This is a genomic window from Hydrogenoanaerobacterium saccharovorans (assembly GCF_003814745.1).
In the GTDB taxonomy this organism is placed as follows: Bacteria; Bacillota; Clostridia; order Oscillospirales; family Ruminococcaceae; genus Hydrogenoanaerobacterium; species Hydrogenoanaerobacterium saccharovorans.
Window position 1 is genome coordinate 47,698 of record NZ_RKRD01000004.1, and the last position, 24,154, is coordinate 71,851.

The window sequence follows — 24,154 nt, forward strand, 5'->3', positions numbered from 1 at the left end:
GAATATAAAATCAATAAGCATCAATGTAAAAACCACTAACAGGAGGATGAGCAATGCACATAAAACAAGTAGTCAGTGTAGAAAAAATCCGCAAGGACGCGGAAGAATTGTTTCGCGGAGGATTTTTCTGCTCCGAAGCAGTGGTCAGTTCCATCCGCTCCAACTTCGAGTTGGACATCCCCGAGCAAGTGATTGCAATGGCATCCGGATTTCCAGTCGGCATTGGGCGCTCTAAATGTTTGTGCGGTGCGGTTTCGGGCGGTGTATTAGCACTGGGTATCTTTTTTGGACGTACTGTGCCAAAAGACCCGAAAGTTGAAAAGAACTTAGAGGTTGCCAAAGAACTGCACGACTATTTTAAAGTGGCTAACGGTAAAAATGCAATTTGCTGCCGTACTTTAACCAAAGAATTTGATATGGGCAAAGGCGAGCACAAAGAGCAATGCATTTATTACACCGGGCTTGTTGCCGCAAAGGTTGCGCAAATCGTAATTCGGGAGCTTGGGCTTACCAACATCGATGATGAATAAGTGAGGGATAAAGATGAAACAACGCATCAAAGCAATCCCCCTCCCCCTATCGGGCGTGATGCTCGGCTGCGCCGCCCTCGGTAACCTGCTACAGAGTTATTCTGAAACGGTACGCATTTTGTTTGGCTTGGTTGCCGCAGCTGCCCTGTTACTGTTGGTTTTAAAGCTGATATTGTCTCCATCCTCGGTTTCAGAAGATATGAAAAACCCTATTTTGGCAAGTGTAGCCGGTACCTTCCCTATGGCGCTGATGTTGCTCAGCGTCTATGTAAAACCGATGATAGGCACAGCTGCTTTTTGGATTTGGGTTTTATCCATCGCACTGCACGCGGTGCTGATTGTGTTTTTCACCATCCGATTTATGTTAAAACCGCAGATGCCAAAGGTGTTTGCAAGTTATTTTATTGTTTATGTAGGCATTGCCGCCGCAAGCATTACAGCACCCGCCTATAATATGCAGGTGCTCGGATACGGACTGTTTTGGTTCGCCTTTGTTTCGTTGCTTTTTCTGTTGGGGTTTATCGGCTACCGATACATAAAATACCCGCAGATACCGGAACCTGCTCAACCCCTGTTCTGTATTTTTGCAGCACCTGCAAGCCTGTGTTTGGCAGGGTATCTCCAATCTGCCGCAGAAAAACAGCTTTGGTTGGTTGCGGTAATGGCGGTGCTTTCTTTTGCACTGTACCTCATGGCTCTGGCTATGTTGCCGCGCTTGCTGCGCCTTCCGTTTTACCCGAGTTATGCTGCGTTTACATTCCCGTTTGTTGTTTCAGCCATCGCGCTAAAACAAACAGCAGGCTATCTTGCTAAAATCGGGCAGCCTGTATCTGCTCTCAAATACGTCGTACTATTTCAAACGGTTATAGCGGTTATTCTGGTTGTTTACACACTGGTACGTTTCTTATCTGCCGCTTATAGCTGCACCTCCCAACCTGCTGTAAAATAACTGGTGAAATATTGTTATAAACAAAAATAAGCCCTTGTTGTAGGCGATTTCTCGCTTAGAACAAGGGCTGTTTTTATATTTTACCAGTTATTCTTTGCCTTTATACCCGTTTTTTTCGGCATGGCCGAGCAGATATAAAAACGCAAAAGCAGGGATTCTCAACAGCTTATTGCCGTCGGGGGCGGTGTGTTCGCCAAAATCATCTGCGCGTTTGGTGATGATAATCGAAGCACTGGATTCACCGCATAGTTCAATAATGGCATCATCGTTGGCAATGGGTGCCTGCTCGCGGTACTTTACCTCAATGAGGATATTTTTGATGTTGGGGTAATCCACAACAATGTCAATTTCGTTGCCTTTTTTGCCGCCGCGGTAGTAGCCCACACGGGTTGCTTTTTGGTAGTAAAACGCCGCGACATGCTTATAAACCGCGGTTTCTACCATCTTGCCCATCTCAACGGGGTTGGTGAGAATTTCGCTGTCCATCAAAACGGCATTGCGGATGGCGGCATCGGCAATGTAGATTTTGGGGCTTGCTTTGAGCACCTTGCGCCCACCGAGCTCTACAGGGTAGCTTAGATAAATCAGGTTTGCACTTTCAAGGTATTGGATGTAGTTTTCTACGGTGGGGCGGCTGACACCGTTGAGCTCTTTTGCAATGGCATCGATGGCGACAATTTCGGACGAGACATTGCAAAGGTACAAAAAGATGCGCTCCAGTTCGGTTGCGTTGCGGATGTTATAAAGCGAGGGCAAATCGCGCTTGAGCACCTTATCAACCACATCTTCGCGCATCACCTGCTGTGCCAGTAAATCGTTATCGGCTAAAGCCAATTCGGGGAACCCGCCAATCTGCAAATAGCGGTTAAAGTGGTTTTGCACCGCAGAAAGCTTAATCATAATTTGGTTGCGCTCAATCTGCGGCATTGCCAACAACTGTGTGGGGCGCAGTTTGGGGTCGAGTGGTACATCTGCAATGCCAATGAGCGCGCAGTATTCGTAAAAAGAAAGTGTCGGCACTTGGATAATCGTCCATCTGCCTGCGCCGCTTTCAGTACTGCCCTTGATGAGCGCGGGGCTGGCAGAACCTGTTGCAACTACCTGTGTATCGGGTTGGGTATCGTAAATGGTTTTCAGCCACGCGTCCCAGTCGGAGGCATACTGAATTTCATCAAAAAAATAGTAGACATCCTGCTCGGCATAGATATTTTCGTGGTAACATTCCAAAATGTCGTTCATCCCCGCCAGTTTGAGCATCGGGTGGTCGAGCGATACAAAGATAATTTTCCGCGGCGAAATACCCCGTTTCAGCAGGTTTTCGATCATCTGATATTGTATGGTGGTTTTGCCTACCCGCCTTGTCCCCGTCAGCACAACAATTCTGCGGATATCTGTTTGGTCAAGCCGTTTCATCGCTTCGTAATAGGCAAAGCGTTTATAGTCTTTAATAAACGATGGATGCACTGCCCCTGTCTTCCACCACGGGTTAAACGCGGACAGAACTTTTAAAATTCCCTCTTTTGTAGTAATTGCCATGATATCACCTCTATATCAATAATATAGCTCTTATTTGCATTATTGTCAAATATTTTTTAAAGTATACTTATAATTTTTGATATAGTTTTTAAAAATAACTACATATTATAAGTGTGCCAAAATAGCAGCGCTTAATAGCAAAAACCCGCTGTAAAAAACATACAGCGGGTAGGCCATAAATCATAAATAGAATAAATATTCATTTTAGATACTATCGGAGGCAACAGCACCTGTTAAACCACAAAGAGAAACGGTGTTAAAGTCCCACTTCTTTTAACTCCTGTGTTTCCTGTTTGGTTATTGAAGAATTAGACTCTGAAAAACTTCTTCGATGTCATCATTTACCTTGTTATTATTATCCATATAATCATCACAAAATACATATTAATGGTAGAGAAAAACAAAAGCAAGCAAGCTAACATTAAGCTTGGATCCACAATACTATCTATCTTTGTTATAACTCAACAATACGATTACAGGCAGCCGCAACTTCTTTATCATGAGTCACAATGATAACTGTTTTACCACTGTCATTCATCTTTTTTAGAAAATCAATGACCAATTTTTTGTTTTTATCATCAAGAGATCCTGTGGGTTCATCTGCCAGAATAACGTTGGATGGCTTTAAGAACAACCTTGCAATTGCAATTCGCTGCTGCTCACCGCCACTTAAGTTACACACCTTTTCGCCCAAAATTTTCTCTGGTAACGAAACAGCGCAAATTGCATTTAAAATTAAATCTTTTTTTGCTTTAACCTTGTTATAAGCTAAAGCAATATTTAGGTTTTGCAGTACTGTTTGATTTTCAATGAGAGCATAATTTTGAAACAGGTATCCAATTGAATAACGACGAAGATTTGTTACAAGCCTTCCTTTTGGATTTATGTAATTTGAATACTGTACTTCTCCTGAATCAATAGATTCTATTAAACCTATGATATTCAATAAAGTAGTTTTACCTTTGCCGCTTTCTCCTGTTATTGCAACCAATTCGCCAGTTTCTATCTTTAAATCAAAATTAGTAAATATTTTTTTTTGCCCAAATGATTTATTAACTTTGTTCAATTGAATAACCATTAAAATATATCACCCCTTTGTAAAACTTTTTTACTTAATTTATGTTTTAAAACCAGTACAATTAATATTTCTACCATAATCAGTAAAAATCCAAATAAGGTAGCAAATAATGAAAAATTATGAAACAGTACAAATTGCAAAATAAAAATCGCTAACCATGTTGTTCCCGTGAATGCAATCTGGCCTGTACACCTTCTAAATAAGGAGTAGCCAAACATGCATTGGACACTCATTTTTTGCCTATACACATATACAATCATTATTGTCGAAAAGATGGAGATTCCAATAATAACGGCTATTATGAGTATCAACGAAAATATATCGTTAACTGCCTCCTGCTTAATGATGTATAGTAATTTGTCAACTTCATCATAAGAGTTTTTTACAGAAACTATATTTTTTTCTAATCCACATTCTCGAATAGATTCAACAAAATAATCAAATTTTGTTAAGGATGAGGGGAGCTTTACTTTGAATTCGCCTTTTGATATTGCAGAATAATAGGTATCACCACCATAATTGACACTGTTCACGACAATTCCAATCGGGTCAACATAGAAGTAGTTTTTATCACCTTCAAATGCAGGATTAAAAGAAAAGTAACTTGAGTCATTTTGGGTATATATAATTTTCACAGTCTTAGGCTCATGATGCTTAGCAGGAACTCCTATTTCCTTATCATATGCATCTTTATCAATATAAAAAGACCAAGTATAGGTTTCAATAAAATCTTGTTTTAGTATATCCTCATATTCCTTGTATTTCTCAGGTACAAGTATGAACAAACCATCCTCATATTCAAACTTAGATAAATCTATTCGAGTACCATTTTCGCCATAAATTGGATTCAATTTTAAATAGTTGTTATTAATCATTACATTGTTATTTCTCCAAAAATATGGGTTATTCGGATTAGTTTTTAGATCATAATCATTTGGACTATATAGTTCTCTAGGTAACGAAAGTAAACCATCAGGTCGGATGAGTATTGCTCCTCTTTTACTTTCAATCTCATATAGTTTTTTACATTTCACTCCTAACTCATAATCATTTTTAATAGATGGATTAGTATATATTGGAAACTCTCCATAGCTTTGCAAAATGTTCCAATTAAAAAAATTTAATTTGATATCCTTATGGCAAGAATCTAAAAATATAAGATGACTTAACAAATATAATAAGGCAACCCCTATTACTATTTTAAATGCCGTATTTATACCTATTACTATTTTATATGGTTTTTTGCCTTTAATTGCATTTGGAATGCGGACATAAATAGAAATTAAAATAGCTATAATGTACGTAACCACAAAAAAAGTAATAGAGAATACTACAATTAAAGCAAGGCATATTGTAATATATTTAAAATACTCTGTAAGATGATTATATGTTGCTATAATAATTAAATTGAAAATTAATGCCACTGATAAGCTCATTATATAAGAAAACAAAAAATGTTTGTTTAAAATCGAAGCAGCTATTTGTGCAGGACTATATCCACACATTCGATAAACTCCAATTGTTTTATACTCATCAACAATTATATATATACCCCAAATGATTATCACACAAAAAATCATAAGTAGTAGTATTATTTTAAAAATCATGTTCCCAATTAGAACTGTTGTAGTGGTAAATTTAACCGGCTCTGTACATGAAATGCCATTCTGTTTCAAACTTTCTATAAACAGATTAATATCTCTTGAATTATTAGCATCAATTTGATAATCTCTGCTTAATAAAAAAGGAAATTGATTATTCAAGTAGAATATATCTATTGAATAATTTTTATTGAAAAATGAAATTAAACCTGTTACATTTTTATCATTTAGTTTTGTTGTAGTTATGAATTCATTTGTGCTTACAGGGAGATGCCCGTGAGTAAGCCATTTCTTATACTTAGAAAAATCAGTAGTGTATTGTACTACTGTAAACAGTTCGTTTGGTTGAACACTACTGCTGTTTGGATAGTAAGAGGTGGTAAGATTTACATTATATTGTGCACATTTTTTATAAATAAGAGATAGGAAATCATCGTCACTTAGCTCTGCTTTATCTATTGTAATTATTGGATTTTCATTTCCTGCCTTAACAGCAAAATCCATTTGAGAAAAATAATCAAACACCACATAAGTTGAAAGTGCCCAAAATAGTAAAAGAGCACAGGTAAATGCTCTTTTCATTATATACCCCCTCTTAAGTTTCAGCACCATGCTAAATGCATGGTGCTGAATGTTTTAGTTTGTTTAATTTTATGTTTCACTTATAAATTATAGTAGGCACGATTGCCTCCTAACAGTGCCTTGGATTTTGAGATATTAGCAAGTTTACCAATACCAACAAATCCTGATGTATAAATATACTTTATTTTTTCATTATCATTGTTCTTCTCTATAATCTATAATCATATGCCGCTTTGTTTCCACCTGTAACATCATCGGCAACATCTGCAACAGAAGCTTGTTCTCCTACAGCTACCCATCCGCTATTTACCCATTTAGAAAATGTCCCACCTTTTACCAAAGTCTTACTTTCATAGCCGCTACAACACAAATAAGAAAATACTGAATATACAAGTTTAGATTTTTTTATAATTCCCCATTCCCATTCACCACCTTTATCTTTATCTCCAACCCATTCTGAGTGCTCACCTACATTGATTCCACGGTTTATACGGGGATTAGTAATTGGTACCTCAACTTCCCCATGTCCTAAAGAACTTGGGTCTAATTCAAATACTTCATCATTGGGAATATTTTTGTAGGAAGATGCTTCAGCTGCAAAACAAGTTATTCCCATTGTCATCAGCATCGCACAGACTAATCCTATCGACAACAATTTTTTTAACATCATATTTCCTCCAGTCAAATAATTTTTATATTTATTTGTGCACAATAAATAACAAATGTTAATTGAACTTACTAACAAATATAGAACCCAAAGACTTATTTGTCAAATATTGCTATTTATAGTACAATTTTGTTGTTGCTTTAGTTGCTCCTTATTTGTCTGCCACTGTATAATTCCAATCTTTAAATTCAAAAAACTAAGGCATCATAAACTTTTATTTAAAAAAGACTTGATACCGTGCAAAAGCTATGCAGTTGTTATATGTAATTCTGCAGGCAAATTAAAACAAGTCACGCTGAAAGACAGTAATTTTAATTGTCGAGTTGTGAAATGTTCACAAAAAACAACCCTTTTCAAGCATACTCACCTGAAAAGGGTTGTTTTTATTGGGGTAGTCTGTTTTGGTATCTGCTCGGCTTCGCCGTAAGATGCGTTAAATCTCTAAATCAGCAATGAATTTCTTTGCATTATCGCCCAGTTTGGTAATCACCTCTTCACGAACTTTTGAATAGATTTTATCGCTGAGTGTTATTTTTTGCGCGCCCCGATAAAATTGGCAGCCTGCACTTTCAAACTTATGCCATAGAACCCGAACTACTTTTTCTGTTGTGGTGAAGTAGAAAGTACCTAGCTTCATACTGATTAAGTCATTGCTCTGCACACAATGTGAAACTTGGAAGTTACCTTGTTCTAAAGAGTGCGACTGGCTTTCAAAAATCTTTACTCTCTTATCATCGTTGGATAAATCATTTAAAGCTTTTACAGCAGAGGCTACAACCAGCATTTCTTGCCCGGAGCATATAGATGCCAAAATATCCAAAACCACTTTGCTTGTTTCAAACGACGCTGACGAAGAGTTATATTTTGTAAATTCAAAACTCTCTACAACCCATCCCACTTTTTCTAACACGGTTTTATAAAAATCGTACCATTCTTTTGTCTGCTTTTCACGGTCAAATTTTTTATTTGCTGCCAACTGTGCCAGCAGAGTAGAGTTCAGCACATCTTCTTGACCTTGAGTATCCAAATCGGCGGCAAATGAAGTTAAACTCCCGCCATCAACCGCAGCACTGCCTTGCTCATCACTGCAATCTATGGCTGCAAACCGATTTACGGGACACTCTATGTAGTCATCCAACTCCAAATCTCGAATAAAATTAATTCTAGTAATGATATCTTTATAATTTTCGACGATATCATTATTTAGTTCAAGCAGGTCATATCCTCTGTCGGCATGGAAAACAAATGTTTGCTTATGTAGCCCCTCTTCTTGCAGGTACTCTATGTTAAAGGTTATTTTCATTGGTATTGTTCCATCATGAAAGTCATAAAACATATCGTAGGTTCCATAATCATTGCCCACTGCATGCTGGTAAAAATCATTGCTCATCAGTGCCGTCATCAGCTCTTGCCTTTCAACATGCCTTAGCGCCGAATCGTTGAGCAATACTTTTAAAGGTGCGCATGCGGGGCCTACATAAAAAATCTCTACTATCTTTCTTAATCCTTCTCGGGCAGCGTCGTTACAATTTGCCATGCAATATCTCCTTTTACAAAAATTATTTAATCTTATTATATAATTTGTGAACGGATTTTATGTTTATTTTGCCGATACTTTCGTATTTATTTTTACTGGACAGGTGAAGCTTAAGATTCAGTAATGATAAACGCCTGCTATAGTATGTACGATGATTTACCGTTTCGATGCGTTTTATGATAAAACAAAAACCCCGCCGTACAACAACGTACAGCGGGGTTTAATCGTTCCTCGACGGAGTAAGCAGGATGGAGGGGTGACGGAACTACTTGGAGTGTGGTTTGGTTGGGAGTTGTAGCCCCCCCATCGCTTATCCGCGAGGCAACAAAAAAGTGCTGTATGGAGTTTACCCATACAACACCAGTAATCAAGTGCAAATTTGCAAATACGCTTTACAAAACGGGTTTGTTCGACGTATAATAGATATGCAAACGTGCGGCTTATATGCCGTTGTGTATGGAGGTTACTGCTCCGTATACAGGGTACAGGATGTTCCACCATCCTGTGCCTGCTTTGCACTTAATGTGCCTCTAAACCCATTATATGGCGATTATTGTAAAAAAGCAAGCCTTATCATGATTTTTGTAGTAAATTTTATAAAATGGATAAAGCAACCGCAATTTTGAAAGAAAAGCGGTTGCTTTTTTATGCACGCTGTACGGTAAAACCATTATTATTTTACAAAGCAAACACGCAGTACTTTTGTACTGCGTGTTTTGTGTTTAGCTAGATACAGACTTATTTATGGATGGATTTACGTTTGATAAGTTGAAATGCTATTGCTATCAAAAGAACACATCCACCAATAACGATGGGGTACGAAAAATCTTTTTTAACTGCAGGAATACTGCTGTTCATCTCCTCAAGATTATCCGCTTGGGCAATTATTTTTTCAGCTTTCGGTGCTGTTGCTTCCACATTTTCAGCAACTGCGACCTTGGCTTGTTCGGTTACAGCAGGCTGTTCTGTTTTTTCTGCGGTTTCAACTGCTACTGCTGCTAAGGTGTTATCTTTTCCGCCCGTTTCGGGGTTTACCGCCGTGGTTTGCTCTTTTTGCGGCTCATCCGCGGGTTCAGCTTTTGGTGCAGGTGCGGGCTTGGTTACCTTTACCGCACCTTTGATTGCGCTTGCGCTTACCACGTAATCCGAGCAATGGGTAATGCTGAATTCAATCCAACCGTCATTATCTGCTTTTACGTCTGCTTGGATGAGTTCCAATCTGCCCTTTTCAGGGTTGTGGTAGTAAACATACACGGGTTTGCCTGCGTATTTCTCCAGCTGTACACGAATAACCGTTTCGCCTGGGAGGTTGCCCTCGTAGCTGAAGTAGAGGTTGGTGGTGTCTGCCTCGCCTGTCAGCTTGGCAATTGCATCTTCATTTGGTGAATCGGTGCTGATTCTGGTATCGAACCAGATAACACCCGGCATGTTGTTCTCTACGTTCTTGCCGTCAAACGTCCAGCTGTACCAATCGCCGTTGAGGGTGACCGATTTTTCTTTGTTTTTCATCAGCTCATTTAAGAAACCAGTTGCAACTTTGTAGTCGTTGCGCACGCTGATGTCGGTACCTTTACTCGATGATGCAACCTTATCGGTAAGGTCGGAGGATGATACCATGTTCGGTTCGACATGCTTTCTGTGCTCAGGTTCTGATGAACCACCGCTCGGCTTGTCGGAACCACCCTGTTTCACCAATGCTTTGACAGCAGCTTGTAGTGCTTTTTGTGCATCTGCAATTTCTTGTTTGGTTGCGTTTTCATTGTCCGCAACCGCTTGTGCTGTTTCAATGGCTTTGGTTAAAGCGTCTCTGCTCGCCTGAGTGTATTTGCTGTCTTTTGCCATTTCTTTTGCAGATGCAATGAGTGCAAGCAACGCCTCTTTGCTTGGTTTTTCAGGTTCTTGTTCTTTCACCAAAGCATCAATGGCAGTTTGCAGTGCTTTCTCTGCCTCTGCAATCTGTTGTTCGGTCGCGTTGTCGTTGTCTGCAACTACTTGCGCTGTTTCAATGGCTTTGTTCAAAGTGTCTCTGCTCGCTTGGGTGTACTTGCTGTCTTCCGCCATTTCTTTTGCGGATGCAATGAGTGCAAGTAACGCCTCTTTGCTTGGTTTTTCAGGCTGAACTTCTTCCAAAGCATTGATGGCAGTTTGCAGTGCATTCTCTACATCTGCAATCTGTTGTTCGGTTGCTTTGTTGTTGTCTGCAACCGCTTGCGCTGTTTTAATGGCTTCAGTCAGAGCATCTCTGCTCTCTTGGGTGTACTTGCTGTCTTTCGCCATTTCTTTTGCAGATGCTATGAGTGCCAGCAAAGCGTCTTTGCTTGGCTGTTCTGTCTGCTCTTCTACAGTCACCTTGATTTTTGCGGTAATGTTGTCGCTGTTGATGATACCCGCCTGCGGTAGGAGTGTACCTACAAAGGTGTACTCCCCTGCTTTGCTGCCGTCGTAGCTTTCGGTGTTCCAATCAACGTCTACTTCGGCTGTGGTATCGTTTTCTAATGTAACAATGACGGTATCAGGCAAATTGAGTTTATCTGCATGGGTACCAAATGTTACTGTAATATCCACCGGATTGGCTACACTTTTAATTTTCTTGACAGATGGATTTACAGTAAGCTCTGCCGCGTTACTGGTGGCTGTTGTGGGAACCATGCTATCTTTTGTGTTGGTTACAATGCAACGGAACTGCTTGGCGCTGTCCTCCAGCGTTGTTTTAGCTATTTGATAGGTCGCATTTGTTGCTCCGCTGATGTCTGCCCAAACTGCATCCTGCTCTTTTGTGAGCATCTGCCACTGATAGGTGAGGGTTCCGTTATCTGCAGCACTTGCAGTAATACTGAATACGGCAGGATTGCCTTCTGTTACCGTTTGCGCTGTGGGTTGTTTGTCAATGCTTGGGGTTTCAGAAGTTGGCGCCTGCTCCAGTTCCACTTTTACTTTTACCGCTTCGGCTGGCATTGTAAAGCGGTATCTCCATGTTCCTTCGGGAACATCTTCGGTAACCTGCGTTACGGGTACATCGGTCGCGGTATCGTCTGCTTCTTTAACACTTATAGAACCAAACAGTTTCAAAATATTAATATCAGATACATTGACTGTAACAATTTCGCCTGGAGCTGCCAATTTTTTATCTGTTTTTATAATTGCGTCAGGCTGTTCTTCAATAATAACGCCATAACGTTCCGGCGGTTCTACAGAGGTACCAATAAATTTAGCATCTGCCCAGTTGCCATGGGCACTCCAAATGTTAGGTGATTGAGTTACCTTTAGTGTTACCTTGTTTGCATTTGTAATATCTAAATCTATTGTTTCATACGGCGTGTTACCAAGCATAGTTTTGCTAGTATATCTACTAGCATCGTCTACCAATACCTCGAATACGAGATGAGGTTCGCTGCTTGTATTCTTTTTATAGCTTACTCCTATATCAGATCTAAAACGTGTAAAACCTTTACCTGCAACGTTATAGACAATTGTAGAGTTGGCATGGGTTCCGATACCTTTTTGATAAGTAACTTTTTGTCCGTCGGACCCGGTAAGGCTCATTTCATAACCTTCCCATCCTGTATCCTTTGCAGGATTGCCACTGTTCCAACTGCTGTCTCCCGAATTTGCGCTTTCCCACTCCATATCAGATAAATACGTGGAACTCTCTGAATTGACAACGATGTTATAGGTTTTGGTTGTTTTGCCATTCGAAGCAGTTACGATGACTTTAATTGTGTTTTTGCCAGTGTAAACATTAATTTGTTTTGAAATTGAATTCCCGCTTTCAAAAATTTCAGCGTCGGTTTCGATTGAAATTTTTGCATTCGGTTCAACTGCTTCAGCTCTCATTAAAACTGAAGAACCGGATGTGGTGATGGTATAATCTTGAGTTTCGGGAGTAAATAAAGGTGATAAATTAAGATTTTCTGTTTCTAACGATAACAAGTCTGCGTTATCTTCTTGCGGAACAGTAATATTTACTGTATAAGTTTTTACTTTGCTAATGTTTTCTGCTTTGACAATAATTACAACTTTGTTTAATCCCGCTTTCAAATCTGCAGTGTGTGAAGTTACCCCGTTAATGGTTATTACTGCTTTTGCACGAGGATCTGCTGCAACAGCTTCAAAAGAGACATTTTTTAACTCAGAAATAATACGATAGGTTTGTATTGCCGAATCAAAGCCAGAAATACTTGTCCCGTCCATTTTTAGGTCAGATAGATCTGCATTTGGAGATGCGATTCTACTAAATGAAATTCTATAATATTTTGTTGTAATTCCATCTTCGGCTCTTGTTCTGATTTCGATGTAATTGAGCCCTGCTACAGCGGGAATATTCAGTTCTGTTACGCTATCTGATGTAAAATCGGTAAGTGTTTTACCGTTTGCAATAACAGAAACTAGAGTAGTGCTTTGACTTGCAGCTGCAGACAATGTAAGGGCAGTTTGTTCTGCGGATACATTCGTATTGTAGAACATTTGATTCTTATTAAATTCAAAAGTTCCGTTAATGCCGTTTAGTATCATTGACTCCAAAAAGGCATCACTGTTTGCAATACGGTTTATCTTTACAGAATATGTCTTTGTAGTAGTTTTATCCGGTGCAGTAACCGTAATTGTTAAAGTACTCTTCCCTTTGGGCACATCAAACAATGTTCCGCTTTGAATTGCAGTACCATCCAGCTGAATAGAAACTGCTGCAGATGTTTCCATCGATTTTGCAGATACAGCCAACTGCGCTACAGAAGAAGGAATGGTAACGTTGTAAGCAGTTACATCCGCATTAAATTCCGGTGATAGCGTTGCACCCGCTATTGCCAGACTTTCGAGATTTGCATTGTTAGCAATCGCTGTACGTGCAGGAATTTGATATGCACTAGAGCGAATGCTAGAACCGGCTTTTCCCCATTTATCAACGGGAACAATTTCTGCTTTTGCATATTTTGAGGCATATGCAGGCAAAATAGAAAGCGTTTTTTGCGTTGCATTTTCAATTAATTTGTAAACGCCATCCGTGCTGTCTGCAATATACCAGCGGTACAAAGATGTGCCTTCCGCATCGTTGTCGACATCTTGATATTTGTAGTTTACTGTCAGTGTAGCATCGTCTACCTTCGCAATAGCTGCATCGGTAGCGGTAGGTGCATTGTTTGCATCAACAAATGATATTTTATTTCCATCAACTTTAAAATCTTCAAAAGTAAACTGGGTATTTGAAGGTGAATTAGTAGCAATTAAGCCTATTTTAAAGCTGGAGCCCAATGAGTTATTTGTAACCTCTCTAATCTTTGTCCAATTAATTTCATCTGTTGAATAGTATCCGGTAAAGGTGGTTCCGGATTTCACCAGTTTTAAGTAAATTACATTCTCACTGATATCATTTAACCGAGGGTCTTCTGCCGCAGAACCATTGGTTTCTGTTGTTACTGCCAATTTGGGCGAGCCGCCGTTATGTTTTCTCTCTACCATTACATAGTTGTCATGATCCTTAAAGAATACAATGCCGGCTTCTTCGTAATCGCTTGCCGTTTTATTGTTGAGTTTTACGGTGGTTTCAAAATCGACTTTTCCTACGGGGATATCAGTAAGAAATACGTTTGTCGCGCCGCTTCCGGTTGCCCAAGAGCCACCCTGCTTTGCGGTAATCGTAAGTTTGTCATCATTCGATACCGACCATGAATTTTGGTCTTTTTCTACTGTCCACAAACTCGATTTTCCGCTCTTAGGCTTTGTGATGGTAATTAGTTTTGTGCCGTAAACACTGGCATCCGCAGCGGAGGTTGCCACTACTTCGACAACACCGTAAGAAGATGCTGTGAGTAAACCATCGTTATTAATTGTTGCAACAGAGGTAATGTTCTTTGTGTAAGCATCTCTTACTCGCCATATAACCGACTGTTCTTTATCGGCTGGCTTAACATCGGCGCTGAATTGCATCGTACCGTTTACAGAATCGATGGTATTGCCCGCAGATAGTACTTCAACCGAAGTTGGGGCATTCTCCCCAGTAGCAGTACCTGTTACCGTAAAGGTGATTTTATTGGATTCAAATACACGTGCGCCTGAAACAGTATAGGCATAAATCTCTGCAGTGCCTGCTGATTTGCCAGTTACCAGTCCATTTGCATCCACTGTAGCAACATTTTCATTCGTGCTCATGTACTGAATAGAACCAACAGGAGATTTTTGATTGTTTTGCCCGATTTTTACGTCATCATCCTCAACTTGGATATCTCCTGCTGTTGTATATTGCCCCAAATTGATGCGTTGGTTAAAGCCTGCATCATAAGTGTTGTTTTTTACTTGTACATTCTTACATGCCTCAAAATAGTAGACTGCATTATTAAATTGAGTGCCGTTACTAACCAATGTAGTAGCTTTCGAACTCCCCGCTACGATTGTTTGTGAATCTGCTGATAACGCTAGCTCAATATTGGGATTGTAACGGTTGATAATATTGTTTTGAATTGTTAAGCCATTTACACTTTTCGTATCGAAAATAGTTTGATTGCTTTCAATATTAAAAGTATTATCCTCAATTAACATGTTGCTATGTATTTGATGAGATGGATCATTACTGCCTGTGGGGAATACATAAATTGTACTTCCGCTGGGCCTATCAAATACATTGTTTCGAATTATAACATTCTCGGTATGGCCAGATTCATACCAACCTTGTGCATCACAAGAAATAAAGATGCTTGACATTCCCATTGCATCAAAATAATTGTCCTCAATAACAATCGGCTTTCTGGTAGAAACCAGAACACCTCTGGTTGGTGTTTCAATAAACCGATTGTTCCTGATTTCTACTTCCGGAGTATATGTAACATTTTCTACAACAAAACTATTATTTCCTCCGGTAATACCCTCTACAGGTCTATCCAAAGTAATCCTAATTGTATCCAAGCTGCCTTCTTTGGGTCCATCTACGGCAACAACGGTTCTTTCTGAATCCTGTACAGGAATCATCGTTCCCTTAGTTGAGAAATCCACTATATCGCCAACATAATATTGGGGGAAACCAGCTGTTTCATTGTGACGGTATTTCAGTTCAAAAGTCTTCTTATCTGCGCTGACGGTATTAACCGTTAAAAACGTGCCGTGAACATTAATTGGATCATCGTGAGGATTAGAAAATTCACAGTTTTTTATGGTTACTTTGCCGCCAATCGAGGACATCTGAATGAAATCGGCAAAGCCTGCAGTTGTTCTGCCTGTACCGGGGCGAGCCTTAAAATCCACATTATCAATCGTTATGTCTTTAGATAATTGGCCCACCATACCAAACCCATGCAAGAAGTGCGCATTGATATCTTTAACGGTAATGTTTTGGCTCTCCCAAAATAATGTACCGGGTGTAGTACGGGTGGTATTTCTCATCTGAAAACAGTACCCAACTTGTGGACCTTCGCCACTGTTATAAGTAAACTTCAAACGATTATTGCCTAAATCCGTAATACTTTTAACATTGCTAAATAGCGTATTGCTACCCCGCCAAGTTTTACCTGATATCGTGTCAAAAATCTGCGTATAGGCAAGTTTTCCACTCCCCTGCCAGTAAGGAGTTTTTGTTACAGGGCCTACCTCGCCCTTCCAATTAATTGTATTGCCGCTGATTGTATAATTGTAGCACTCAGGCACATATGCAATAATTGCATTTTCTCCCGCTACTTTTGATTCAACTGTAACATCCACCACAGATGGACTGGCATGGTCAAAGCTGAAGTTGTTGAATGTTACATTCGTTGAACGAATGGTTGCGAACGTTGTAATGTCCCCATGATACATAAATAGAGAGTCCCCGCCATCAATGGTTACATTTTTCATATCTTCAATTAAAATTCCAATACGTTTGTTTGTATATCTTTGGTCGGCACCAACGGTATTGGAAACATACAGCTTTCTAACCGGAGCGTAATCAGCATAAAAGTGATATTCGCCCTTAGGAAAATAAATTATTTTGGGTGTTCCCTCGGATAGTGTTTTTGCATATTCAATTGCCTTTTCTACCGCAGTGGTAGATTCATTTATTCCGCTGGGGTCTGCGCCATAGTCTGTTACGTCAATGACAACATCTGCTGTTTCGGCGGCTTGTACTGGTATTGTACAAGACAAAACAGATGTTACCATGATTATGCCAGCTAGAAATAATGATAGTTTTTGCTTTACCCATTGCTTTTTTAGCATAATTCCCCCTACTTTCTAAAACGTCTTTATAAAATCCAAGTCCATCTACCTGGATATATACTTTTTATAAGATTTAAATCCTAAAATACCTAAAAGTAATTTTGCTTGCTAAGGCTTTTACCTCAATAGTGGTAATAGACAAAATTGAGTAGTGCTAAAAATGATTATTTTGTATTTTGTTTATATTCCCTATTGCACAAAAAAAGAGTAGTTATCCAGGACTGCTGTCCATTTTAATATTTTCCTAATTCATATATTAAATGGTAATTTTTTCAACATTTATCCATGATATCTTTTCATGCTGTTTTAAGATTTATTTCTTTTTATTAATAATCTATTCATGTTTGTACGATGCATTTTATAAAGATTTTGTTTAATATGTTAAAAAATACCATATAGTGTCTACTTATATTATTAATTATGTTACATTAAATAAATGGTTGATTAAATAGAAAAATATACTATAATTGTTTGAAATTATACTATTTCAATTTTTTAGAGACAATTATCCATATTTAGGAGACGTTTAATGTATATAAATTTTACGAACTTAACTCATTAAAACTGTAAAAGGTGTTTATGACAGGCATGCCGGTTATAATTATTTCAAAAAGTATTGGTAACTGTTTGAAATTATCTTGAAAAAGCGGGCAACACGAATAGCGCTGCCCACTTTGAAATAAGGATCTATTTGTGGATCGATTTTTGTTTGATAAATTCGAAACAGGTTAGCGATACTGCTGCTATTAAAAGAACGCATCCGCCAATAAAGATTGGGTACGAAAACTCTTTTTTAGCTACAGGAGTACTATTGTTTGTCTCCTCAGAATTTTCCGCTTGGGCGATTGTTTTTTCTGCTTTCGGCGCTGCTGCTTCAACTTTTTCGGCAACTGCGACCTTGGTTTGTTCCTCTACAGCAGGTTGTTCTGCATTTTCTGCCGTTTCAACTGTTGCTAAGGTGTTATCTTTTCCGCCCGTTTCGGGGTTTACCGCTGTGGCTTGCTCTTTTTGCGGTTCATCTGCGGGTTCAGCTTTTGGTGCAGGTGCGGGTTTGGTTACCTCTACTGCACCTTTGACTGCGCTTGCGCTTACCACGTAATCCGAGCAATGGGTGATGCTGAATTCAATCCAACCGTCTTCATCCGCTTTTACGTCTGCTTGGATGAGTTCCAGTCTGCCCTTTTCGGGGTTGTGGTAGTAAACATACACGGGTTTGCCTGCGTATTTTTCCAGCTGTACGCGAATAACGGTTTCGCCTGGGAGGTTGCCCTCGTAGCTGAAGTAGAGATTGGTTGTGTCTGCCTCGCCTGCCAATTTACCGATTGCATCTGCGTTCGGTGACTCGGTGCTGATTCTGGTATCAAACCAGATGACACCCGGCATGTTGTTCTCTACGTTCTTGCCGTCAAACGTCCAGCTGTACCAGTCGCCGTTGAGGGTGACCGATTTGTCTTTGCTCTTCATCAGCTCGTTCAGGAATCCCGTTGCAACCTTGTAGTCGCTGCGCACGCTGATGTCTGTACCCTTACTCGATGATGCAAGTTTTTCGCTCAAGTCAGAAGAAGAAACCATGTTCGGTTCGACATGTTTTCTGTGCTCGGGTTCGGATGAACCACCGCTCGGCTTGTCGGAACTGCCCTGTTTCACCAATGCTTTAATAGCGGCTTGCAGTGCTTTCTGTGCGTTTGCAATCTCTTGTTCGATCGCGTTGTCGTTGTCTGCAACCGCTTGTGCTGTTGCAATGGATTTGGTTAAGGCATCTCTGCTCGCTTGAGTGTATTTGCTGTCTTTCGCCATTTCTTTTGAGGATTGAATCAGTTTGAGCAATGCCTCTTTTCTTGGTTTTTCAGGCTCTTGCTCGTTCACCAAAGCATCGATGGCATCTTGCAGTGCTTTCTCTGCGTCTGCAATTTCTTGCTCGGTCGCTTTGTCGTTGTCTGCAACCGTTTGTGCTGTTTCAATGGCTTTGTTCAGAGCATCTCTGCTTGCTTGAGTGTACTTGCTGTCTTTCGCCATTTCTTTTGCAGATTGAAGCAGTTTGAGCAATGCCTCTTTGCTTGGCTGCTCGGGTTGTTTTTCTACAATCACTTTGATGTTTGCGGTGATGTTATCGCTGTTGATGATACCCGCCTGCGATACGAGTGTACCTACAAAGGTGTACTCCCCTGCTTTGCTGCCGTCGTAGCTTTCGGTGTTCCACATAACGGGTACTTCGGCGGTGGTATCGTCTTCCAGTGTAACGGTGACGGTATCGGGCAAATCGAGCTTGCTAACCTCTGTACCGAATTTTACGGTTTTATCTTCGGGGTTAACAGCATTCTTTATCTTTTTGTCTGTTTCGCTTGCTTGTTTTACCGTGAGCTCTGCCGTATTACTGGTAGCTGTTGCGGGGGTGAGGCTGTCTTTTGTGTTGGTGACGATGCAACGGAATTGCTTGCCGCTGTCTGCCAACGCTACTTTAGCTATTTGATAGGTTGCATCGGTTGCTCCGCTGATGTCTGCCCAGTCTGCATCCTGCTCTTTTGTGAGCATCTGCCACTGATAGGTGAGGGTTCCGTTATCCGCAGCACTTGCAGCAACACTGAATAGGGCGGAATTGCCTTCGGTTACGGTTTGCGCAGCAGGTTGATTTTCAATATTGGGGGTTACCGATGCGGTTGCACTGTCTGCGAATTGTGCCTTTAATGTAACATTGCCGTCGGGCATCACAAACTGATTGTTTGTAATTACGGTTTGCTGCTCACCCACAATGTATTTGAGTGAGTTCTCAACCAATTTTTTGCCCTCATCCGGGGTAACCGTTACCTGAACGGTGTCGCCCTGATTGGCGGTTGCTTTGTCTGTGGTGATTTTGCCGCCCGTTACATTGCTGTCGATGACAATGCTATATTTACCGGGTGCTTTTTCTGCCGTAAATTTGGCATCACACCAGTTGCCGTGGTCGCTGGCATTGCCGTCTCCGCAATCATCGACGATGAGTGTTACCAGTTTTGCACCTGAAACATCTATTTTTACAGATGCCGAGTTTTTGGTTTGAGGTGTAAATTGGTCGGATACAAACTTTTCTTTACCGTCGACGAGTACTTTAAATTTAATGGAGCCTTCTCTGTTTCGGCTGGCATCCAAACCAACGATTGCTTCGAAGATGTTAAAGCCTCTGCCCTCAATATCCAGTACAATTTCCGAATTTGCATGTGAGCCGATACCTTTTGCAAATGTTTTGCTGTTGCCATCCACCCACAGGCTGAGGCCGTTGATATCGGGGTCGACTTCGTCATCTCTTGCATTGCCGTTCCATCCGCAAACATCCTTTATCCACGGCAAGTCGCTTGCATAGATGGAATCGACAGGATTAAATTTAATGGTGTAGGTTTTGGTTTCGTTAAATTGGTCGGTTATTTTTACAATTGCAGAACCGGAAAGGCTATCTGCCTGCGTAATCTCAAGCTGAATGTCTTCGCTTATCTTATCTGCTGTTACAACAGGAACATTTGCTAAAGATTTTAAAACAGGATAGCTGTATTCATAGGTTGATTGTGAAAAGCCCAGTAACGATTTACCGTTTACCTTGATATCCGAAATAGAATCGGTTGTAAATCTCTGACGGCTTTTCTGCATAGCAGATTCAATACTGAAATCGGCTATCGGTTTAATTTGGTATGAGTACTCGTATATTTTGTTTGCCTTAAGCAGATACGATTCGTGCGGCCATGCACCCCAGCTGTCATCACCGCCGACACCCATCTGACGGTAGTTCAGTTTCAGGGTGATGTCGTCCTGCTTTTCGAGCATATACGTATGAATCTTACTGGACAAATCCTCTTGTGTGTAATGCAGTGCGCTGAATTCCAGCAAAGAATCGGAGTTTGCCAGGATTCCCGTACCGTCTTTGTTTGTCAGGGCAACCCAGCGCACATCGGTTTTGTTGCCGTTTTCAGAGGGTTCTTCGTATGGTACAAACTGTTCATCCACCGTGCTTTGGTAAACACCAACATCGTAGCCGGTTTTTCTGTCCTGATAGTTTTCCCATGGGCCTCTGCCATACCAAGTGACGTTTTCAAAGCCTTTGGGCATGGTCATGATATTGCCGATTAACGGGATAATGTTGGAAGAATTGATTTTAGGCTCAAGCTTATTCTTTACTTCAACCATGCCGTTTGAGTAAATATTATAAACCATTTCGTACAAAGAATTGCTTGCAGTTGGCAAAGTACCGTTTATGGTAACTTTTAAACCGATGTTACCGATTTTATCAACATTTACAGAGTCAACGGTTCTGCTTGTGCCTGCGGTTTTCCATGCATTTATTTGGTTTCTTAAGCTTGATGCACCCTTATCGTTGTCGATGGGGGCTCTGAAATAGTTGGGCGCGGGGCCTTTTTTAAACAACTCGGTGCCTTTGTAATTGAAAGACGAAATTTCGCCGCTTTGTTTGTTAAGCTTCAGGTTGAAGTCAGTTCCGGTAACCTGAAGTTCCTTGTCATCGTCTGTATAATTAATTTGCTTCAAGTCAGTCATGCCGGAATAAGTTGTTTTTACATCGTAATTCAGTTTGAACTGCTCGGTTGCAATTTCGTGCCCTTGTTTTAAGAGCATGTCATCTTCTTTTAGGACGAATTTGAGGTTTAAAAAGTATTCGCAGTTATCTTTCAGTTCGGGTTTGGTAAACGGAATGTCAACTTCTTCCGTTTCTTTTGGCTCAATGTCCACTGTCAAGGTACCGTGCTGTAAAACTTTATTGTCCTCTTTGAACTCCCACAAAAGGTCATATTTATTCAAGTTGGTAAATAAAAATTCGTTTCTGATGGCAACGGTGTTTTTGCTTTGCTCCGACAGCTGCATATCAATGTTCTGATAGATCTTTTTCACTTCATAGAGCTCGGGCTGTACGGTTCTGTCAGGGAATACCAATCCGTTTTGGCAGAAGTTGCCGTCGTTGGGGGTATCGCCCCAGTCACCGCCGTATGCAAAATACTCTTCTTGGTCGTATTTTTTGATTTCGTTATTATCAAAATTCATCCACAGTACGGTGTTTTCATCCGGTTGTCTGCCATTTTGGCTAAGCTCTGTATCGGTTAATGCGCGATTGTAAATATGTACATTGTCTATTAATCCTGCAAAGTCTCGAGAAGAGCCGTTTTCGGTATCTCTGCCGATGGCAACAGGATAGCTGTTTGTCGAAATGCTTGTGACAGGCGATGTTCTGGTAACTTTTTTACCGTCAACATACAAATTGAGGTTTTGTCCGTCAAAAGTTGCAGCTACTTTATGCCAGTTATCGTACCAGTTAGCCGGCAAAGGTGCTTGAATCGAAACCCATCTGCTTGCGGTTTGGCTGCCGCCTTTGTCATTGTAAATGAAGAATTCAAGTGCCTCTCCGCCTTCCATATCTTTGCTTATTGTATGTTTTAACGAAAATTGAGTATCGCCTTTGGATACGATAACGTTATGGTCTTTCCCTTTGTTTTCGGGTTTGACCATAGCTTCAATAGTTAAGTTTCCGTCAATGTTCAGACTATCTTCATCCGGCAAAATGGTAAAACCGTTTAACGATTTATCATCGGTTTCTGAAGAACTTCCTGCCCCCAATTTGCCCATAACCTGTGCTTTTAAGTTGTTTGCACTTTCATCTACAGTAAATACTGTTTGAGGAGTTTTTGTAATAATCGATTGGTCCACCCAATCCCAGATGAAACCGCCGATGAGGTTGGGGTATTTTTCGATGATATCCCAGTATTCCTTTAAGTTACCTACCGAAGTACCCATTGCATGGGCATATTCACATAAAACATATGGTTTTGTACCGTTTTTGCCTCTGCTTTCTACCGTACCTAAACGCGCATACATATTAGACTCGATATCGGCTTTGGCGTTATCGCCCTCGTAATGGGTGGGGCGGCTGGATTTATCGTTTTCTTTAATAAACTTAGCGGTTTGTGTAAATGTATTGCCGGAGCCTGCCTCGTTACCCAAAGACCATATGATAACCGATGCATGGTTTTTGTCGCGCTCGAACATGTTCTTTGTACGGTCGATACATGCTGGCAGCCATCGAGGGTCGCTCCTAGGTATCGAGCCGCTTGCGCCGTGCGATTCAATATTGGTTTCATCCAAAACATAAATCCCGTACTCATCACAAAGCTCGTACCATCTGGGGTCGTTCGGATAGTGTGAGGTTCTAACCGCGTTGATGTTGTATTCTTTAAAAAGCTTGATATCTTTTATCATCATTGCATCCGTCATAACTCTGCCCAGTCGCGGGTCGATTTCATGGCGGTTGGTGCCCTTGAGAAACACTTTTTTGCCGTTTACAAGCAGTTGCGCATTGTTCGTATCTTTGTTGATGATTTCTACTTCGCGAAAGCCGACCTTAATGGAGGTAGATTCGATGACACCATTTTTGCCTGATAATGTCAGCAGCAGTTTATAGAGGTTTGGATGTTCTGCAGACCATTTTTTCGGATTGTCGATGTGTTTTTTCAGCTCTACGGTTACATCTTTGCCTGACAAGCTAATATCCTTTACAATGGGAGAATCGAATACTTTATTCCCGTTTTCATCATAAAACTCTGCTTTTACGGTTAGCCCGTTCTTTAATTCTTCGGGTGCGCCCAAATCACGAATGTCAACATATACACCCAGTTCGGCATCGGTATAGGTTTCATCCAGATCGGTTACAATTTCAAAATCTCTGATTTCAACCTTGTTTTTTGACGTAAGGTAAACATCACGGAAAATACCTGCGCATCTGAGAAAGTCCTGGTCTTCCAGCCAGCTCCCGTCAGACCAACGGAACACTTCGGCGGTGAGGGTGTTTTCCCCTTCGTGCAGATATGGGGTAATGTTAAATTCATCTCTTGTAAAGGTGTCTTCGCTGTACCCTACTTTTTGACCGTTGATGTACAGGTACAGTGCCGAATCCACACCTTCAAAACTGATAAACGTCTCTCTGTCTTTCCAGTTTTGGGGAAGAACAAATTTTGTTCTGTAAGTACCTACCGAGTTAAAGTGGACGGGGGCATTCCCGTTGTTTATATTTTCATTGCCGTTCCAAGGGTAGGTTACATTGGTGTAAAACGGCGGGTCGTATTTAAAATTGCCGTCACTGTCTGTTATGGCATTCCATGTACTCGGCACAGTGATTTCATCCCAAGTGCTGTCATTAAAATCTTCATTTGCAAAAGTAGGGTCGGTTAACGATATCCTTTTGGTGGTATCCTTTGTAAAATGGAACTTCCATTGTGCCCCATCGTTGGTATTCAATGATTTGTAGAAAACGGATTGGGCCTTGTCTTGTTCCAACGCCTTTTGTTCATCCTGATATGGGATAAAACTAGCCCTTGCAGTTTCTCGATTGATTTGAAATATTTCAGGGTTCCCGTTCCATTCCGTGTAATTGAATTCTGCCGCAAAGGTAGGTAACGAAGTTTGTGCTGCCAGCAGCACAGCGAGAAAAAGGTGAATAGATTTTTGGATTACTTTTTTCATACTCTTTTCTC

9 protein-coding genes are annotated in these 24,154 nt (G+C 40.6%); 2 read left to right on the forward strand and 7 right to left on the reverse strand.

The genetic code is table 11. The features are described 5' to 3' along the window. Positions 1-53 precede the first annotated feature (53 nt). On the forward strand, positions 54-530 hold the full coding sequence (locus EDD70_RS13770) for a C-GCAxxG-C-C family protein (protein ID WP_092756553.1): 477 nt from the start codon (positions 54-56) through the stop codon (positions 528-530). Positions 531-543: 13 nt separating this feature from the next. Further along, the gene (locus EDD70_RS13775) at positions 544-1,479 is read left to right on the forward strand and encodes a TDT family transporter (RefSeq protein ID WP_092756551.1); all 936 of its coding nucleotides are present in this window, start codon (positions 544-546) and stop codon (positions 1,477-1,479) included. A gap of 87 nt (positions 1,480-1,566) precedes the next feature. Here the strand turns inward: EDD70_RS13775 and EDD70_RS13780 are convergent, their stop codons facing one another. The 7 genes from EDD70_RS13780 to EDD70_RS13810 form a co-directional block, all read right to left on the reverse strand. Next, the gene (locus tag EDD70_RS13780; protein ID WP_092756549.1) at positions 1,567-3,015 is read right to left on the reverse strand and encodes an ATP-binding protein; all 1,449 of its coding nucleotides are present in this window, start codon (positions 3,013-3,015) and stop codon (positions 1,567-1,569) included. Positions 3,016-3,469: 454 nt separating this feature from the next. Continuing rightward, a complete protein-coding gene (locus EDD70_RS13785) occupies positions 3,470-4,093 on the reverse strand; it encodes an ATP-binding cassette domain-containing protein (RefSeq protein WP_092756547.1) in 624 nt (207 codons plus the stop codon). Next, entirely contained in the window at positions 4,093-6,276 is a 2,184-nt protein-coding gene (locus tag EDD70_RS13790; RefSeq protein WP_092756545.1) for a hypothetical protein, read from the reverse strand. The genes EDD70_RS13785 and EDD70_RS13790 overlap by 1 nt, the downstream gene beginning before the upstream one ends. A 208-nt stretch (positions 6,277-6,484) precedes the next feature. Beyond that, a complete protein-coding gene (locus EDD70_RS13795) occupies positions 6,485-6,946 on the reverse strand; it encodes a hypothetical protein (protein ID WP_123811061.1) in 462 nt (153 codons plus the stop codon). A gap of 430 nt (positions 6,947-7,376) precedes the next feature. Further along, a complete protein-coding gene (locus EDD70_RS13800) occupies positions 7,377-8,480 on the reverse strand; it encodes a hypothetical protein (RefSeq protein ID WP_092756541.1) in 1,104 nt (367 codons plus the stop codon). A gap of 738 nt (positions 8,481-9,218) precedes the next feature. Continuing rightward, a complete protein-coding gene (locus EDD70_RS13805) occupies positions 9,219-16,655 on the reverse strand; it encodes an NPCBM/NEW2 domain-containing protein (RefSeq protein WP_092756677.1) in 7,437 nt (2,478 codons plus the stop codon). A 687-nt stretch (positions 16,656-17,342) separates the two neighbouring features. Further along, positions 17,343-24,143, reverse strand: a complete 6,801-nt coding sequence (locus tag EDD70_RS13810) for a glycoside hydrolase family 2 TIM barrel-domain containing protein (RefSeq protein ID WP_092756679.1) — start codon at positions 24,141-24,143, stop codon at positions 17,343-17,345. Between the last annotated feature and the right edge of the window lie 11 nt (positions 24,144-24,154).

Coding starts and splice junctions, on each gene's coding strand:
- EDD70_RS13810 (WP_092756679.1), bottom strand. CDS start 24,143: ATGAAAAAAGTAATCCAAAAATCTATTCACCTTTTTCTCGCTGTGCTG.
- EDD70_RS13775 (WP_092756551.1), top strand. CDS start 544: ATGAAACAACGCATCAAAGCAATCCCCCTCCCCCTATCGGGCGTGATG.
- EDD70_RS13805 (WP_092756677.1), bottom strand. CDS start 16,655: ATGCTAAAAAAGCAATGGGTAAAGCAAAAACTATCATTATTTCTAGCT.
- EDD70_RS13780 (WP_092756549.1), bottom strand. CDS start 3,015: ATGGCAATTACTACAAAAGAGGGAATTTTAAAAGTTCTGTCCGCGTTT.
- EDD70_RS13790 (WP_092756545.1), bottom strand. CDS start 6,276: ATGAAAAGAGCATTTACCTGTGCTCTTTTACTATTTTGGGCACTTTCA.
- EDD70_RS13785 (WP_092756547.1), bottom strand. CDS start 4,093: ATGGTTATTCAATTGAACAAAGTTAATAAATCATTTGGGCAAAAAAAA.
- EDD70_RS13800 (WP_092756541.1), bottom strand. CDS start 8,480: ATGGCAAATTGTAACGACGCTGCCCGAGAAGGATTAAGAAAGATAGTA.
- EDD70_RS13770 (WP_092756553.1), top strand. CDS start 54: ATGCACATAAAACAAGTAGTCAGTGTAGAAAAAATCCGCAAGGACGCG.
- EDD70_RS13795 (WP_123811061.1), bottom strand. CDS start 6,946: ATGATGTTAAAAAAATTGTTGTCGATAGGATTAGTCTGTGCGATGCTG.